This is a genomic window from Streptomyces sparsus, assembly GCF_054776295.1.
Window position 1 is genome coordinate 1 of record NZ_BAAHCA010000010.1, and the last position, 14,277, is coordinate 14,277.

A 14,277-nucleotide genomic window follows, 5' to 3' on the forward strand; every position below is an offset into this window, starting at 1 on the left:
CCACGGCTGCGAGCGCCGGCAGCGCCGCCCCGGCACCGACCCGGCCGCGCCGCTGGCGGCCTGCCCGTCTACGTTCCGCATCACTTCCCTCTCCCACCGATCGCCGATCACCGTGGCACGACAGTGACCTGCGGCTGCGCACCCCTCAGCAGAGCTGCTGCCTGCGACATCGCACCCCTTAGGGAGGTCCTCACCTGAATAGAGCTGAAGACGGCTTGCGTCGCTTGGTGACGGTTCCTTCATCGTGCTGCCCACCTGCCCCGAGACCCGGGGCAATCGAGCGTTCGACCACTTAGGCCGTATCAGCACTCCGAGGCGCTCGGAGTTCGTCCTAGAGGTTGTCCCGTAATTGATCTGAGGCATGCAGGCTGACCTGCTCGTTTGCCTGTCATCCGGTGAGGGTGAGGTTGTACAGGCGTGCGATGCCGAGCATGGCGGGGTGGACGCCTTCGGCAGTTCTTCATTCTCGTGCCGGCGGTAGTGCGGGATGGTCAGACGGGTGCCCCGGTAGCCGCCGTCGGCGATCACGATGGGGGTGGTACCGACGGCGGTCTTCGTGCCGGAGGCCTCGCAGGCCCGGCAGTCGTTGCGGTTGCCGGGCAGCGGCTTGCCGACGGCGACGACCAGGTGGGTGTCGGCATCGATGACGACCTGATGGTGGGTGGAGTAGCGGTAGTTCTTGCTGGAGGCGGCCACGGTCCGGTCGCGGGTGGGTACCAGCGTGCCGTCCACGATGAGCACGGTGTTCTTGCGGAACCGCCGTCGGGGCTGGAGCACGAGAGCCGGTCCGAGGTGGTCGACGATCCAGTCGGCCGCCGACTTGGAGATGCCGAACAGCCCGGGGGCGAGCTGGCGCAGGGTGAGGTTGGTGCGCGCACAGGACGTCGGCAGGTCTAGCGCTGCTGGTCGTTGGGGCGTCGTCGGCGAGGCCGGCGAGGGCGTGGACGCCGCCGAGTCGGAGGGCGGGGGAGTCGGAGCCGAGTTTGTCGACGGCCTGGGAAAAGCGCTCGGTGTGGAGCTGGTTGGCCTCGCGGTGGGCACAGGCCTAATCGATCGGCTGGCGCCGGTAGGCGACGAGCGCGCCGGCCCCGGCGACCACCCCGAAGGCAAGCTTGGCCAAGTCGAAGAGCGTCGCTGCGTCGAGCTTCGCCGTCCGGTTGATTTCACGGAAGTCCAGCAGCCCCACCAGCCCGTAGAAGACACCGCCCGCGACCAGGACCGCGGCGACGAAGGTGACGGCCAGCGCCCAACCGACCCTCCACAGGCGCAGCTCCCGGTCGTTCGGCGTCGGTCGCGGCCGTCGGTTCGCTGTCACGAGGACGGAGACAACGAGCCGTGCACCACGGTCCCTCGGGTGCCCTGGGCTGCAGGTCTGAGCGCGGGGTCGCTGCAGCGCCAGTGGTCTAGCCTGCGCGCTGCAGCCGGACGCATTGCAACCGGTACGTGCGGTGGGGCATCTGTCACGGCCGAGCCGGCTGCGCGGCCCCGCTCAGCTCTTCCGCTCACCCAGGACACAGAATTCGTTGCCCTCCGGGTCGAGGAGGGTCACCCAGCGCTGCTCGTCCTGCACGGTGTCGGCGCGCCGGGCACCGAGGGAGAGTAGCCGGGCGACCTCGGCCTCCTGGTCGTCGGGGCGGAAGTCGGGGTGGAGCCGGTTCTTCGATGTCTTGCCCTCGGGGACAGGCACGAAGAGCAGCCCCGGTATCTGGTTCGGCTCAGGCCGGATTTCGATGATCTCCTCGGATTCGTCGACCACTACCCAGCCGAGAGCCTCGGCCCACCAGCGCCCGAGGGCGATGGGGTCGGAGGAGTCGACGATGATCTGTTCCCATTCGAGTGCCATGGGCGTGAGCATAGAAAGGGTCGGTCGGCTGCCAGGGCTGGGGGTGACTGCCGTCGACCGCCGGTCCGGTGTGCGGATCGTGTCCTACCGAGCGGTGTAGTAGCGGGGCCGGGCTGGACCGGCCGCTGCTCGCCTGGACGTAGGACCCCAGACTCCCCCTGTTCGACTCGGCGGCGCACTACGCCGAGTACGAAGACGAGCCGGGCATCTTGTCCCGGCTGGAGGAGAAGATCGCGAAGCTGCCGCCGCGCCGGAGTGGGCGAAGGAGCGGATCTGGACGCCGGACGAGGAAGCCGGCGCAGCGGAGGAGGCCGCGTACGAGAAGGGGTGCGTGACGCTCGCAGGCCGCCGGCTCTGCCCCCGCGACCTCGACGCCCACACCGCCATGGCCTACGAGCTGGTCGACCTCGCCGACCCGGATGACGACTTCGACCCCACCGACCTCGAGAACGAAGCCGACCTTGCCGGCGGCGACCTTGAGGCCGCCCTGGCCTGGGGCGCCGCCTGGGTCTGCGTCCTACAGCAGTCGTTGCCCTCTACTCCTTCCGCGATGTCCTGCCCTACGGCGACCTCGACGACCGGCCCGCTCACCGTGCGCTTTACGTCTATGCGACACGGAAAGCGAGCCAGAAACCGCTGGAAGTGAAGGGAGCCAGCCGGAAGGGTGACGCCTTGGGGTCAGTGTTGTGCGAGGGCTGGTTACTCCCGGGTGACCCGTTCGGCGCGCACGGGCGGAGCGCCGCGCGCGGCGCTGACGCTGGCCTGGGGGCTGAGGTCAACGCGCCGGAGCAGCTGGGCGTTCATCGCCACGACGACGGTGGACAGCGACATCAGCAGCGCACCCACGGCCATGGGCATGACGAAACCGACCGGGGCGAGCACGCCGACGGCCAGCGGCACGGAGATGAGGTTGTATCCGGCGGCCCACCACAGGTTCTGCTTCATCTTGCGGTACGAGGCGCGGGAGAGCTGGAAGACCGACAGCACGGACCGCGGGTCGTCGGAGGCGAGGATGACCCCGGCGGAGGCGATCGCGACATCAGTGCCGGCGCCGATGGCGATGCCGACGTCGGCCTTGGCCAGTGCTGGGGCGTCGTTGACGCCGTCACCGACCATGGCCACGACCCGGCCCTGGCGCTGGAGCTCGGCGACCTTCTCGCTCTTGTGTTCGGGCCGGACCTGGGCGAAGACCTGGTCGATGCCGAGCCGGCCGGCCACAGCGCGGGCGACCGGTTCGGCGTCGCCGGTGATCATCACCACATGCGCGCCGAGCTGGTGGAGGGCGTCGACGGCCTCGCGGGACTCTGGCCGGATCTCGTCGTCCAGGGCCAGTGCGCCGGCGACGTCGCCGTTGACGAGAACGTGCAGCACCGTGGCGCCGCGCGCGGTCCATTCCCCGGTGGCCGGCAGCGAGTCCCGGCCAGACCCGGTTAGCAGGGCGGGACCTCCCACGGCGACGGTGTGGCCGTCGACCGTGGCGCGCACGCCGACGGCGGCCGAGGCGTGGAAATCCGTGGCCGGCGGGACGGTGAGGCCTCGCTCGGCTGCGGTCTCGCGGATGGCGCGGGCGAGCGGGTGCTGGCTGTCGGACTCGGCGGCAGCGGCCAGGGCCAGCAGCTCGTCCTCGCCGCGGCCGCCGGTCGTGGTGATGTCGGTGAGGGCCGGCTGGCCGGCGGTCAGGGTGCCGGTCTTGTCGAAGAGGACGGCATCGACGGTGCGCATCTGCTCCAGTGCCATGCGGTCCTTGACCAGCACCCCGCCCTTGGCGGCGCGCTCCGTGGCGATGGAGACCACCAGCGGGATCGCCAGACCCAGTGCGTGGGGGCAGGCGATGACCAGCACCGTGATCACACGGATCCAGGCCTGCTCGGGCGTGCCCAGCAGCAGCCAGGTGACCAGGGCGATCACGGCGGCACTCAGGGCGAACCAGAACAGCCAGCCGGCAGCCTTGTCGGCCAGGCGCTGGGCGCGGGTGGAGGAAGACTGCGCCTGGGCGACCAGGCGCTGGATGCCCGCCAGGGCGGTGTCCTCCCCGACGGCGGAGATCCGCACCCGCAGCGCATTGTCGGTCGCCACCGTACCGGCGACGACTTGGTCACCGGCCTTGCGCCGCACCGGCTTGGACTCACCGGTGATCATCGACTCGTCGACGTCGGCCCCGCCGTCGACCACCTCACCGTCGGCCGGGACACGGCCGCCGGGGCGGACGATCACGACGTCACCGAGCTGGAGTTCCGACGGGGCGACGGTGACGACGGTGTCACCCTCGACCCTCTCCGCCTCGTCGGGCAGGAGCGCGGCGAGGGAGTCCAGCGCGGAGGAGGTCTGGGCGAGGGAGCGCATCTCGATCCAGTGACCGAGCAACATGATCACGACTAGGAGGGCCAGCTCCCACCAGAACTCGAGCTCGTGGGACAGCACGCGAAGCGTGGCGCCCCAGGATGCGAGGAAGGCCACGGTGATGGCCATGCCGATCAACAGCATCATTCCGGGCTTGAGGGCCTTGAGTTCGCTGACGGCGCCGGTCAGGAACGGCCGGCCGCCCCAGACGTAGATCACGGTGCCCAGGACTGGCGCGACCCACGTGAGACCGGGAACGTCCGGCAGCTCGTAGCCCAGGATCGTCGCGAACATCGGACTGAGCAGCACAGTGGGAACTGCGAGCACGAGCATGATCCAGAAAAGCCGGCGGAACTGTCCGATATGGTCACCGTGGCCCGCGTGAGGCATGCCGTGACCGGCGTGCGGGTCCTGACCCCCGTGTCCGCCGTGGGCGGGCTCACGCAGGGCATCAGTGTCGACCCCGCCGTGCCGGTCGTGCTCGGCCGCCGGACCATGCGTGACCTCCCGGACGTGATCGTGCCCCTCGCCCTGCGTGCCTGGGTGCGCTCCGTCGTGATGGGGTGTGCTCATCGCTTCCTCTCCGGGCAGCCCCGAGCGGGCCACCCTGATACCCGAGGGGGGTATCAGGGGAAGCCGGGAATGGGTCGCCGATATTCCTGGCTGGCCCTCACACTATGGGTTCCTGAGGGTGAACTCGTGGAGCCGTAAGGGCTGACGGCTGTCGCCTATCGAGGGTTTCGGATAGCGCAGGGGAAGCGCGGGCGTCTTCCGGGCGTGGTGTCGGCGCGTCGGTGGCTGCCCCCGGCCGCCGACAAGGCGCTGTCCCGTATCCACGAGGCTGAGGCTCGATGACGTTGGTGTGGTGCTGTATCCGGCGCCTAATGGGCTGGTGCGGGTTTGTGCTGGTCAGCGGCTTGGCGCGGGGTCGGGTCTGCCGGTCCGGTACAGGTCGGTGTTGATGTCGCGCGCGGTCCAGCCGTCGGCGCGTGCTCCGCCGTGGTGCAGGGAGTCGTCGAGGAGCTGAAGGTAGTGGCCGTAGCGGCCTGGCGTGGGGGTGAGAGTGAGGCCGAGGGTGTCGAGGGCGTGTTGGACGCGGCGGTCGTAGACGGCCATCCGCGTGGGTGCCGCTGCGGTCAGGATGGCTGAGGCGAGGGCGTCGCCGGTGCGGAAACCGGGCAGTTCCCAGATGATGCCGCGCCCTGTGCAGGCGGCCTCGCTGCGCGGGACCGTGGTGTCGCGGACCGAGGTGACGGCCCGCGCGGTGACCGCTCGCACCTGGGCGTCCGGCAAAACCATGGGTTCAGACGCCCATGGGGTCTGTGCGGACAGCCGTTTCCAGACCACCAGGGCTGCGATGCCCGTCTTGCCGAGACTGCCGGCAGCTCGGTTCGTTGCACGATGTCGTGGAAGACCTCGTCGAAGTGTGGTGAAACATCAGCCAGGTAGCCGGCGCGGGCAGGGAGCAAGACGCCCCACACCCGGCCGCAGCGGGCAGCGAAGTCCTCACCGGCTGGGTTGTCCGTGGCCTCGTTCGCATGCGCATCATGCCGTGCGGGCTCGTCGTCGGGACAGAGCCCGGCTGCGGTTCTGACAGAGCCGGCCGCTGTGTTCGGGCGGAGGTCTGGTCACCCTGGACGCCGCACGGAGCTGGCAGGGTACCTTGCGCATAGTGGAGGTTCGGCCAGTAGCTGATGCTCGTAGCCTGCTCTGCGCGCCAGCACCTGCACGGCTTCGAGTACCGGACCCACTCTCACACGCCGAGTTCGTCGAGTACGGCTTGCTGTTCCATCGTCAGGCTGGTCCGCCTGCTGCGCATGTTGCTGCGCCATACCCCCAGCTTCACGGGGGCCTCCTGGCCGTCGATGACAACCGTCTCGGTGGCGCTGCGGGCGGGGACCGCATCCTCCCCTTCCCGTGCCCGGAAGGCGCGCATCGCGGCCACGCCTCGCTCGAACGCCGCCGACCGCGCACCCGACTTCCCGGCCGACAAATGAAGCTGTACCGCTGAGTCTTTACGGCGTAAACCACGACTGCTGCCCCCACGATAGCCGGGAGCAGAGCGACCATCCTCAACTCCCTGACCGGCATGGACCCCTATCCCCTGCCGAGCTGCACCGCCTTCACCACCTTCGGGCTCGACCCCCAGCCCCACGTCCCGCCCGCCAGGCAAGCGCGGACCCTCACATCACTGGTGGCCGACTGACAGTCGGCCAGCCACCAGCAGCGCTCCACGGACCGGCCGCGGTGTCATTCGAGATGCTCCATCCAGACGATCTCGTCGTAGCGCTCCACAGCGGTGTCCTCACGGTGGACCATCCACAAGTACTCGAAGCCGCTGTCATGGTGGAGATGGGCGAAGAGCCTCCAGAAAGACGCCTTCCGCAGCACCTCGTCAGTGAATTTCCAGTCCCAGTCGTCGTCGAGATCGATCAGATCGAGCTCCAACGGACCCGCAGATGCGATGTTGAGCATCACACCTCCGAGCTGCAGGGACCTGTCGGGAGCAAAATAACCGCCATCCAACAGCTCCATGGGACCGTGACACCGCCGGTACTCCGCCATCGCTTCCTCAAGGGCGGGATGCATCGTCACGGGATGCTCACTGCCCTCGGCGTACGTGTACCACTCCGCGAGCGTCCACGCCGCATAGGCGTGCAACTCCCCGCTGTCCTCCGATTCCGTCAACTCGTTGGCGTAGGAACCCGGGAGCCACCGCGGTGACGATACGGGGGCCAGCACCAGAGAACCCGAACCGGGAAGCCCGAGCCCCAGGTCCAGGTGCCGGTGAGGAAGAGTGGCACAGTCGAGAAAGACCATCATCTCTTCCTCGTGCTCCCACCTGCCGACCAGCTCACCCACCTTGTCCCTGTTGACCACTACGCACGGCCGCAGGCACCGCAGAATTTCGTCGACGGCACCCTGCGAGACCCCGCTCGCGCGCGCAGCTTCCATGAATTCCTCACGACTCAGCATGCGGCACATCCTGGCAGGACCCACTGACAACCAACCGGACGACCGACTCACACATGGGATTCCTGCGATTGATCACCACTTCCTTTTGACGCTTGGGGTTTGTTGGTGTGCTGAGTGTGTGTTGGTCTGGGGTGTTGTGGGTGTGTTGAGAGGTCGGCTGGGTGGTTGGGTCGGGGTGGGTGTGGTGTGTGAGCTGGGGATATGTGTGGTGTGTGGTAGGTGGTTTGAGCGTGTAAGGGCTGGTTTGTTGTTTGTGTTGGTCAGTGTTGTTTTGCCTGGTCGGTGGATGGGTGGGGATTAGCGGCTGCGGGTGGGTGGCTTTGTGCATGTTCATCGACAGCGTTTGTCGATGGGTCGGGGAGGCAGGCGGTGGCGGAGGAGCCGGGAGATGTTCGTCAGTTTTGAAGGCATCAGGCGCTTGCCGTGTCTGTCAGCGTCCGGCCGTTGTCAGTGGCTGCTGGCAGGATCACCGGCATGACGCCGTTGCTTCTTGCCGACATCGAACGAGCCGTTCGCAGCAGTTGGAGTGCCGAGACGTGCACGCCTGAGTTCCGGTCGCGCTGGTCTAAGGACAACCCGGCCCGGGATCAGTGCGGGGTTACTGCCATGGTGCTCAACGACCTGCTGGCAGGTGAGTTGATTCGGGGAGAGGTCCACGTCAACGGAGAGCGTGTGGACTACCACTGGTGGAACCGCCTGGCCATGGGGATCGAGATCGACCTCACCCGCGAGCAGTTTCGGCCGGAGGAGGTCGTCACCGCAGGCATCGTGATTCCACGCCCGCCCGTGACCGAATGGCGCAGGCTCCGGCAGGAGTACGAGCTTCTCCGCGACCGCGTCTTGGAGAAGCTCAATCGGCAGCAGGCGACGGCCTCTGCGGCCGGGTCTCGTCAGCCGGCTTGAACCTGTTCGGCTCGTGGGCGGGTGGTAGCCAGGCGGTAGGAGTCGGTGCCGGTCTCGATGATGGTGCCGTTGAAGGTGAGGCGGTCGACGATGGCCGCGCAGAGGCGGGGGTCGGTGAAGGTCTTGGCCCAACCATCTGGGGCTGGCACTTGTTCCCTCACAAGAGTTGCCGCTGCCACCTGGCCGTCTCCCCCTCCTGTGGCCCTCGTCGATTCTCGCGGTGACGTCACGATTTTGAAGGTGCCACCTTGACTGTTCAGGTGCGAGGAAGGTGTGTCGGTGGCCGAGGCGAGACTGCAGGTCATCGCGGGCGGGGCCGTTCCGCAGGAGCCGCTGACGACGGATCCTTGGCAGTTCCAGACCGCGTGCGTCGACGCGTTCGTCGCCTCGTGGCGGGCCCGCGGGTTCAGTCCGGTGACCATCGACAACGACATCGGGCAACTGGAGCGGTCCCTCAAAGCCCTGGGCCGGCCCGCGTGGGAGGTGACGCCCGAGGACATCGACCGCGTGATCGGCGACCTGGCGGTTCAGGGCCGCAAGACGTCCACCCGGCGTGAGTACGTGCAGATCTTCAAGGGCCTCCACCGGTTGCTTCAGGCCCGCAAGGCGGCCGAGATCGAGGCCGCATTCGGCGTCCGCCTGGTCTGTCCAATCGACGAGTTCAACGCCTCCGTCACGTCGGCGACGATTCACCGGCCCTGCTGCCGCCGCCGACGCCGGAGCGGGTGAATGAGTTCTTCGACTTCATGAAGCGGCGGATCGCGACCGCGAGGAAGTACGGACCCGCCGCCCGGGACTATGCGATATTCCGGACTCTGTATCACGCCGGACTCCGCTCCGAGGAGGCATCGCTGCTGGAGAGGCCGGACCTGCACTTCACCCGCGACCCGTTCGGCAAACTCCACGTCCGCTTCGGCAAGGGCGCCCACACCTCCGGCCCCCGGCCACGCTGGGTGCCCATGCTCGACGGCCTCGACCTGGTTCTGCGATGGTTCCTGGAAGACGTACGGCCCAAGTTCCCCAACTCGCCGGTGCTGTTCGCCGACGAGTCCGGCGGCAGCCTGCATCGTGGGACCATCCGCAACCGGCTCCGCTATCTGATAGAACTCGAAGGCCGCCCGGCGACCGACCGCTTCAGCTGGTAACGCCGGATCGCCGCGTACAACTCGACCTTCGACATCCGCGGCATGACCAGCACCTTCACCAGGAGCATCCCGATGCTGCCCTGGCAAGAACCCCGGTGCCTCCCAAACTCGTCGACATCACCCATCCGTGGAACAGGGCGCCTCCCAAACCCATCGACAAGCGACGTCGCTACTGCTCGATAAAGCCATCCGCCTGTGGGTGCAGGTCCTGCGTGGTCAAGGCCGACGCGAGCACGAGGCCCGCGGCTACGAAGGCATCCGTCGCTACCTCCTCGCCCTCGAGCCGATCCTCACCGCCTGGACCAACAGCGGCATCACCACGTTGCGTCAGATCACCAGCGACCCACGCCACCACCGCCGTCGACGACCTCACCGGGAGCACCCGCCGCCAGCTCGCCATCAGCCTGCGCAGCCTGTTCAAGGCACTGCGCCAGGAACGCGTCGTCTTCCGCGACCCCACCCACAACCTCCCCGTCGGCGACCCCAAGGGCATCCCGAAGTCCGTGCCCTCGGACCTCCTGGCCGGGCTCCTCGACCGCGCCACGACCCCGCTCGGCCGGCTCGTCGTCGCCCTGACCGCCGTACACGCCCTGCCCGGCCACGAGATCCCCATGCTGCCGACCGGCAACTTCAACCTCGCCCACGGCACCCTCGAAGTCCGCCGCGGACTGCTGGGCCACACCCTCTACATCAAGGAGTTCACCCAATCCCTCGCCTCCGAGTGGCTCACCTACCGCCATCGCCGCTGGCCGGCATCGGCCAACCCTCACCTGTTCGTGAGCCAGCGCACCGCACTCGACCCCGACCACCCGCCGGTCAGCATGACCATGCTCCACAGGCACCTGCCCAAGGAGTTCACGCTGGACGGCCTGCGACAGGACCGAATCCTGAACGAGGCGTTCAGACCGGGGATCCGCTGAAGCTGATGCGCCTGTTCGGCATCACTGAGAAGACCGCCATGCACTACGTCGGCGTGGCCCATCCGGAGAAGATCTCCCAGCTTCCCCGGTGACGGCCGGTGCGAGAACGACAAGGACGGGGCCGCCGAAGTTTGCTGACGGCCCCGCCTGCGAGTGCGCCTCAGACTGCGACAGCGACGGCGCAGGCGGGGTCTCGGCCGCTCCACGGGCGGAGAACCACCGTTACACCGTCTCCGCGACGATCACCTTGGGGGCGGTTGGCATCCGGCTCGCTGACGATGCGCTCGTCCTCGGCCCGTACGGATCACCGACGGCGTGCCCGCGCTCGTCCGGTCGCTCAACCAGCTCACTGCCGAAAACGCGGCACACCGCCATCAGCTCCAGCTGCCAGCGCCGAACGTCGTACCCCTGCGTCCGCGCGGTCAGGAGCCCGGACACTCAGGGAGTGAGTGAGGTGATCAGGGGCCGGACGATCTCGCTGGCTTGGATGCGGTCAACGTCCTGGGCGGGTGAGGTCGCCGCTCGTTGGCCGACTGCAACTGGCCGGACGGCCGCCAGCCTCGCCTGGCCGCGCCTTCGGTACGAGGGGCCCGCACCGAAGCGGGCCCCTCGTCAGGTCACGGCGCGATCCGTGAAATGGACGTCAGGCTCACCGGGGTCAGTTGAAGATGTCGGTCTTCCACCTGAGCGTGTCCGAGGTGCTGGTGTTGTCCCAGTACGCGAAGAGGGACTGCGAGCTGGGGCTGGTCGAGCGGATCGGTCCTGCGTCAAGGGCGTAGCCAGTGGCGACGTTGACGATGTGCTGCCTGTCGGCGTCCCACCTCCACTTCAGGTTGTCCGACGGGCTGGTGGCGTCCTTGTAGGCGTAGACCTGTACCACGGGCCTGCTGGTGTCGCCGCCGCTGTCGAGGGCGTAGCCGGTCGCGATGTTGATGATGTGCTGGGTGGCTGGGTCGTACCTCCACCTCAGGTTGTCCGAGGGATTGGTGGCGTCCTTGTAGATGTAGACGGGCACCCGGTCGCTGCCGGTCTTCCCGGCGCTGTCGATGACGTAGCCGCTGATGACGTTCGTGATCTGGTTGGTCGGCAGCGGTGCACGGCCGGGCTGCCCGTTGGCCTGCGCGGTTCCGGTCAGCGCAACGACCAGGCCGACGGAAATGGCGAGGGCTTGGATCTTCTTCACGGCTGCCCCAACGACACACTGCTCTCGCAGACACGCCCCGGAGCCGCCTTTCCGGTCGGCGCCACGAATCTCGCACACGTTCCGCGCCCGCAGCGGGGGTCGGATTCGGCGATTACAGTCGTGATCTGCTGGTAAGCGGGGCCGTCCGGCAAGGCCGGAGTCGATGCGGTCATGCCGGGGGTGTTTCGGCGGGCAGTTCCAGCAGGAGCGTCTTGCAGGTGACCGTGATGTTCTCGGCACTCTGGGCGAGTTTGTCGAGCAGCGTGGCCAACTGTGCGACCTGATCGCGAGCGGCCTGCCGTTTCCGCAGCGGTCCGCCGCTCGCGGACCTCCTGAGGTACCGGCCGGGCGCCGAGGGTTTGTTGTGGGGTGTCGCTCACGCGCCGCGCCAGGACGGAGTGCAGGTACCGGTCAGTCGACGGGCCATCACTACCTGGTACATCCGAAGTTCGGATCAGGCTGGGCAGTACTCGCGGTCGCGAGCCAGCTTGCGCGGCATGAAGATGTGGCCATCCTGGCACGGGGTGGCCGGCCTCGGCCCTCCGTAGGCGGAGGGCCGAGGCGTCCGTCAGATCTCCACGCTGTAGTACTGGGCGAGGTAGTCGATGATGTCCGCGGCATGTGGGACGAGTTCCGGCAGATGTGCGGTGAGTGCGCTGCGGGTGGCGGCGGCGAGTTCGGAGGCGCTCTTGGTGGCGGTGCGGACGTACGGTTCCAGACGCCTGATGAGTTCGTAGTTGCTGTCGATGTTCTCGGCCCGCATCGCCTTGTCCAGCGGCGGTGCGCCGGGCGGCGGGACGGTTGGAAGCACCCGGCTGAGGAAAGTGACCCGGTGCAGGATCCGCCAGCATGGCGGCTTGGCGGTGCTTTGGCGGGCCTGGCGGAGGGCGGCTGCGTCGGGGGCGTCGCTGTTGGCGAGCCAGAGGGGGTCGATGACCTTGTGGTAGAAGTCGTCGAAGTTGGCGCTGGTCTCGCCGAGGTAGAAGGTGGAGAAGCGGTAGGCGTCCACCTTGCCCGGTACAAGGAGCGGTTTGCCTGCGGCGTCGAGGGCGGGTTTGTCGTCCTTGTCCCGGCGTTGCAGGTCGCCGGACGGCGCGCACTGGACGTTGAGGCCGAAGGTCCGGGAGGAGTCTTTGGTGCGGGCGCGGGTGGTGCTGATGCTGCCGCTGGTCGAGGCGTCGAAACTTCCGGTGATGCCGACGCCGGCGATGGAGCCGACGAGTTCGGCGCTCTGGCCGATGGTTCCGGTGAAGGAGTAGGAGCCGGAGGTGGTTTCGGTGACTGCGTCGGTGGCCTCGGTGGCCTCTTTGAAGAAGCCGCCGTGGGCCGTCCAGACGTAGGTGTTGACCAGATCGCGGTGGGAGAAGCCCGCCGAGGCGGCGCTGCCGGCGCCTCCGCGGCGGTCGTCGGGCCGGCCGCCGGTGATGCCCATACTGCGCAGGACCTTGTCGGCTTGGTCGTGTGTCGGGTCGTGGCGGTGGGTCTCGGTGGAGACGGATTCGTAGAAGGCCCGCAGGCGTTGCTGGTCGCGGGTGATGCGTCGTTTGAGGGCGTGGGCGTCGCGGGGCTTGAAGTAGCTGTACTCGCCGTAGCTGGTGGCGGTGGGGTAGTCGGGATCGGTGACCTTGCCGCGGTCGTCGAGGCCGACGGCGCCGTCCAGGGTGCCCTGTTTGACGTAGCGGGGGTTGATCGGGAAGTGGACGATGTTCCAGTCGCGGGGGGCGTCGGGGTTGGGCAGCATCCGGTACGCGACCAGGGCGCCGGTATGCACCAGGCGCAGGGCGAAGACATCCGCGGTCTGCGACTGCACCAGTGCCATGCCGGTGTTGGCGGGCACGTACCGCCGGCCGATTGCGGAGTTGAGTACCCGCGCGGGGTCCTCCGCGTGGCCGGTCAGCGTGACGCGGGCCTTGCGTGTGGTGTTCTGGCCCTGGCTGACCTTGGTCTCGCTGCTCCAGGTGTTGGAGAACTCCAGGCTGAGGCTCGTGACGGTCTTCACCGAGCCCTCGGCCAGTGGTGTGGCGATGCCCACGCCGAGCGGCGCGGCGATCGTCAGGGTGCTGCTGCTCAGCTCCATGCCCAGGGCGGCCTTGAAGGCGGCGGTGATACTGGCGTCCTTGCTGGAGGACAGCCCGGTAGGTGACCTGGTCGGCTTCGGTGAACTCCACCGAGGACGCGTCGCGGTAGCCGTCGTCCTTGTTGGTGAGGTTCTCCGACGGCACCGGTGGGGCGCCCTCGATGTAGCCCATGAGTTCCGGGTCGAACTGGACCTGGCCGACCCATTCGGTGGTCAGGTCGCCGACCTTGTATCCGGTGACCAGGTGCCAGCGGCCGCTGCGCAGGTAGCCGTAGCAGCGCTTGAGCGTTCCGGTGGCCTCGCCCTTGGGTCCGAACTGGAGGTCGGCGTACTCGGTGACGGCGGGGGCGGCGGCGATGGTGTCGTGGAAGGGGGTGCGGACGGCGGCCAGCGCGGAGCGCACTTCGGCGGTGTCGGTGGACACCGGAGCGGTGGACAGCAGGATTCGCGGCTGCCCCGCGGTGAAGGCCAGGTTGTGGCCGCGCAGCCCTTCGTCGCGCACGACCGGGGCGCTCGCGGTCGTGGAGTCCCGGTCGAAGGGCCAGTAGCCGAGGAGGTCCTGCTTGCCGCCGCGCACGCGGGTGAACATGTTGTCGGAGATCTGCTCGGGGGTGCGCACCGTACGCCAGATTCTGACTTCTTCCAGCGTGCCGGCCAGCGGCGACACCGGCTGGCCGGAGTACAGGGATGCGCCCAGGGTGAATTGCCTGTCCCCGTAGGAGCTGGTGTCCCGCGGGAGCTGGCTCGGATCGGCGGGGAGCGCCTGGCCGTTTCGGTACAGGCGCAGGGCGCTGGCCTTCGGGTCGGGGTCGCGGGTCCAGCGGGCACCGCGCAGTCTGGCCGGATAGGACCCGGTGGCGTCGTAGGTGATGTTCCCGGTGTTCTCCTCG

General features: G+C 68.2%; 13 protein-coding genes and 3 pseudogenes. 6 read left to right on the plus strand and 10 right to left on the minus strand.

Annotated elements, in window-relative coordinates; genetic code table 11:
• Nucleotides 1-388 precede the first annotated feature (388 nt).
• From ACYVE9_RS01820 to ACYVE9_RS01830, 3 genes and pseudogenes are all read right to left on the minus strand, one after another.
• Nucleotides 389-1,041, minus strand: a pseudogene (locus ACYVE9_RS01820) (transposase).
• A gap of 4 nt (nucleotides 1,042-1,045) precedes the next feature.
• Nucleotides 1,046-1,315, minus strand: a complete 270-nt coding sequence (locus ACYVE9_RS01825; protein WP_461025895.1) for a hypothetical protein — start codon at nucleotides 1,313-1,315, stop codon at nucleotides 1,046-1,048.
• Between the two features lie 174 nt (nucleotides 1,316-1,489).
• The gene (locus tag ACYVE9_RS01830) at nucleotides 1,490-1,843 is read right to left on the minus strand and encodes a VOC family protein (RefSeq protein WP_461025896.1); all 354 of its coding nucleotides are present in this window, start codon (nucleotides 1,841-1,843) and stop codon (nucleotides 1,490-1,492) included.
• Between the two features lie 331 nt (nucleotides 1,844-2,174).
• Here ACYVE9_RS01830 and ACYVE9_RS01835 point away from each other — a divergent pair, with 331 nt between their 5' ends.
• Nucleotides 2,175-2,489 carry a hypothetical protein gene (locus ACYVE9_RS01835; protein WP_461025897.1) on the plus strand — a complete coding sequence of 105 codons (315 nt, stop codon included), beginning with the start codon at nucleotides 2,175-2,177 and terminating at the stop codon, nucleotides 2,487-2,489.
• Nucleotides 2,490-2,542: 53 nt separating this feature from the next.
• On the opposite strand, the gene ACYVE9_RS01840 is transcribed toward ACYVE9_RS01835, so the two are convergent.
• The 3 genes from ACYVE9_RS01840 to ACYVE9_RS01850 all read right to left on the minus strand — a co-directional run bounded on the left by ACYVE9_RS01840 (nucleotide 2,543) and on the right by ACYVE9_RS01850 (nucleotide 6,176).
• On the minus strand, nucleotides 2,543-4,492 hold the full coding sequence (locus tag ACYVE9_RS01840; RefSeq protein WP_461025898.1) for a heavy metal translocating P-type ATPase: 1,950 nt from the start codon (nucleotides 4,490-4,492) through the stop codon (nucleotides 2,543-2,545).
• 600 nt (nucleotides 4,493-5,092) lie between these two features.
• Complete coding sequence (locus tag ACYVE9_RS01845) at nucleotides 5,093-5,482, minus strand: hypothetical protein (protein WP_461025899.1); 390 nt, start codon at nucleotides 5,480-5,482, stop codon at nucleotides 5,093-5,095.
• 454 nt (nucleotides 5,483-5,936) lie between these two features.
• Nucleotides 5,937-6,176 (minus strand): helicase associated domain-containing protein, encoded by a 240-nt coding sequence (locus tag ACYVE9_RS01850; protein WP_461025900.1) that lies wholly within the window; start codon nucleotides 6,174-6,176, stop codon nucleotides 5,937-5,939.
• A gap of 69 nt (nucleotides 6,177-6,245) precedes the next feature.
• On the opposite strand from ACYVE9_RS01850, the pseudogene ACYVE9_RS01855 reads away from it, so the two are divergent.
• Nucleotides 6,246-6,389: pseudogene (locus tag ACYVE9_RS01855) on the plus strand (lysine 6-monooxygenase); the annotation flags it as partial.
• Between the two features lie 44 nt (nucleotides 6,390-6,433).
• Here the strand turns inward: ACYVE9_RS01855 and ACYVE9_RS01860 are convergent.
• The gene (locus ACYVE9_RS01860) at nucleotides 6,434-7,159 is read right to left on the minus strand and encodes a hypothetical protein (RefSeq protein WP_461025901.1); all 726 of its coding nucleotides are present in this window, start codon (nucleotides 7,157-7,159) and stop codon (nucleotides 6,434-6,436) included.
• A 474-nt stretch (nucleotides 7,160-7,633) separates the two neighbouring features.
• Between ACYVE9_RS01860 and ACYVE9_RS01865 the strand changes: the two genes are divergently transcribed.
• A complete protein-coding gene (locus tag ACYVE9_RS01865) occupies nucleotides 7,634-8,062 on the plus strand; it encodes a YunG family protein (RefSeq protein ID WP_461025902.1) in 429 nt (142 codons plus the stop codon).
• On the opposite strand, the pseudogene ACYVE9_RS01870 reads toward ACYVE9_RS01865, so the two are convergent.
• Nucleotides 8,050-8,196 (minus strand): annotated as a pseudogene (locus tag ACYVE9_RS01870) (ATP-binding protein); the annotation flags it as partial. The gene ACYVE9_RS01865 and the pseudogene ACYVE9_RS01870 overlap by 13 nt on opposite strands.
• A gap of 145 nt (nucleotides 8,197-8,341) precedes the next feature.
• Between ACYVE9_RS01870 and ACYVE9_RS01875 the strand changes: the two are divergent.
• From ACYVE9_RS01875 to ACYVE9_RS01885, 3 genes are all read left to right on the plus strand, one after another.
• Nucleotides 8,342-8,791, plus strand: coding sequence for a hypothetical protein (locus ACYVE9_RS01875; RefSeq protein ID WP_461025903.1), 450 nt, complete (start codon nucleotides 8,342-8,344; stop codon nucleotides 8,789-8,791).
• Complete coding sequence (locus tag ACYVE9_RS01880) at nucleotides 8,788-9,207, plus strand: hypothetical protein (RefSeq protein WP_461025904.1); 420 nt, start codon at nucleotides 8,788-8,790, stop codon at nucleotides 9,205-9,207. Before ACYVE9_RS01875 ends, ACYVE9_RS01880 begins: the two co-directional genes overlap by 4 nt.
• 212 nt (nucleotides 9,208-9,419) lie before the next feature.
• Nucleotides 9,420-10,127, plus strand: coding sequence for a hypothetical protein (locus tag ACYVE9_RS01885; RefSeq protein WP_461025905.1), 708 nt, complete (start codon nucleotides 9,420-9,422; stop codon nucleotides 10,125-10,127).
• Nucleotides 10,128-10,785: 658 nt separating this feature from the next.
• Here ACYVE9_RS01885 and ACYVE9_RS01890 read toward each other — a convergent pair.
• On the minus strand, nucleotides 10,786-11,310 hold the full coding sequence (locus ACYVE9_RS01890; RefSeq protein ID WP_461025906.1) for an RICIN domain-containing protein: 525 nt from the start codon (nucleotides 11,308-11,310) through the stop codon (nucleotides 10,786-10,788).
• A 568-nt stretch (nucleotides 11,311-11,878) separates the two neighbouring features.
• Nucleotides 11,879-13,387, minus strand: coding sequence for a hypothetical protein (locus ACYVE9_RS01895; RefSeq protein ID WP_461025907.1), 1,509 nt, complete (start codon nucleotides 13,385-13,387; stop codon nucleotides 11,879-11,881).
• Between the last annotated feature and the right edge of the window lie 890 nt (nucleotides 13,388-14,277).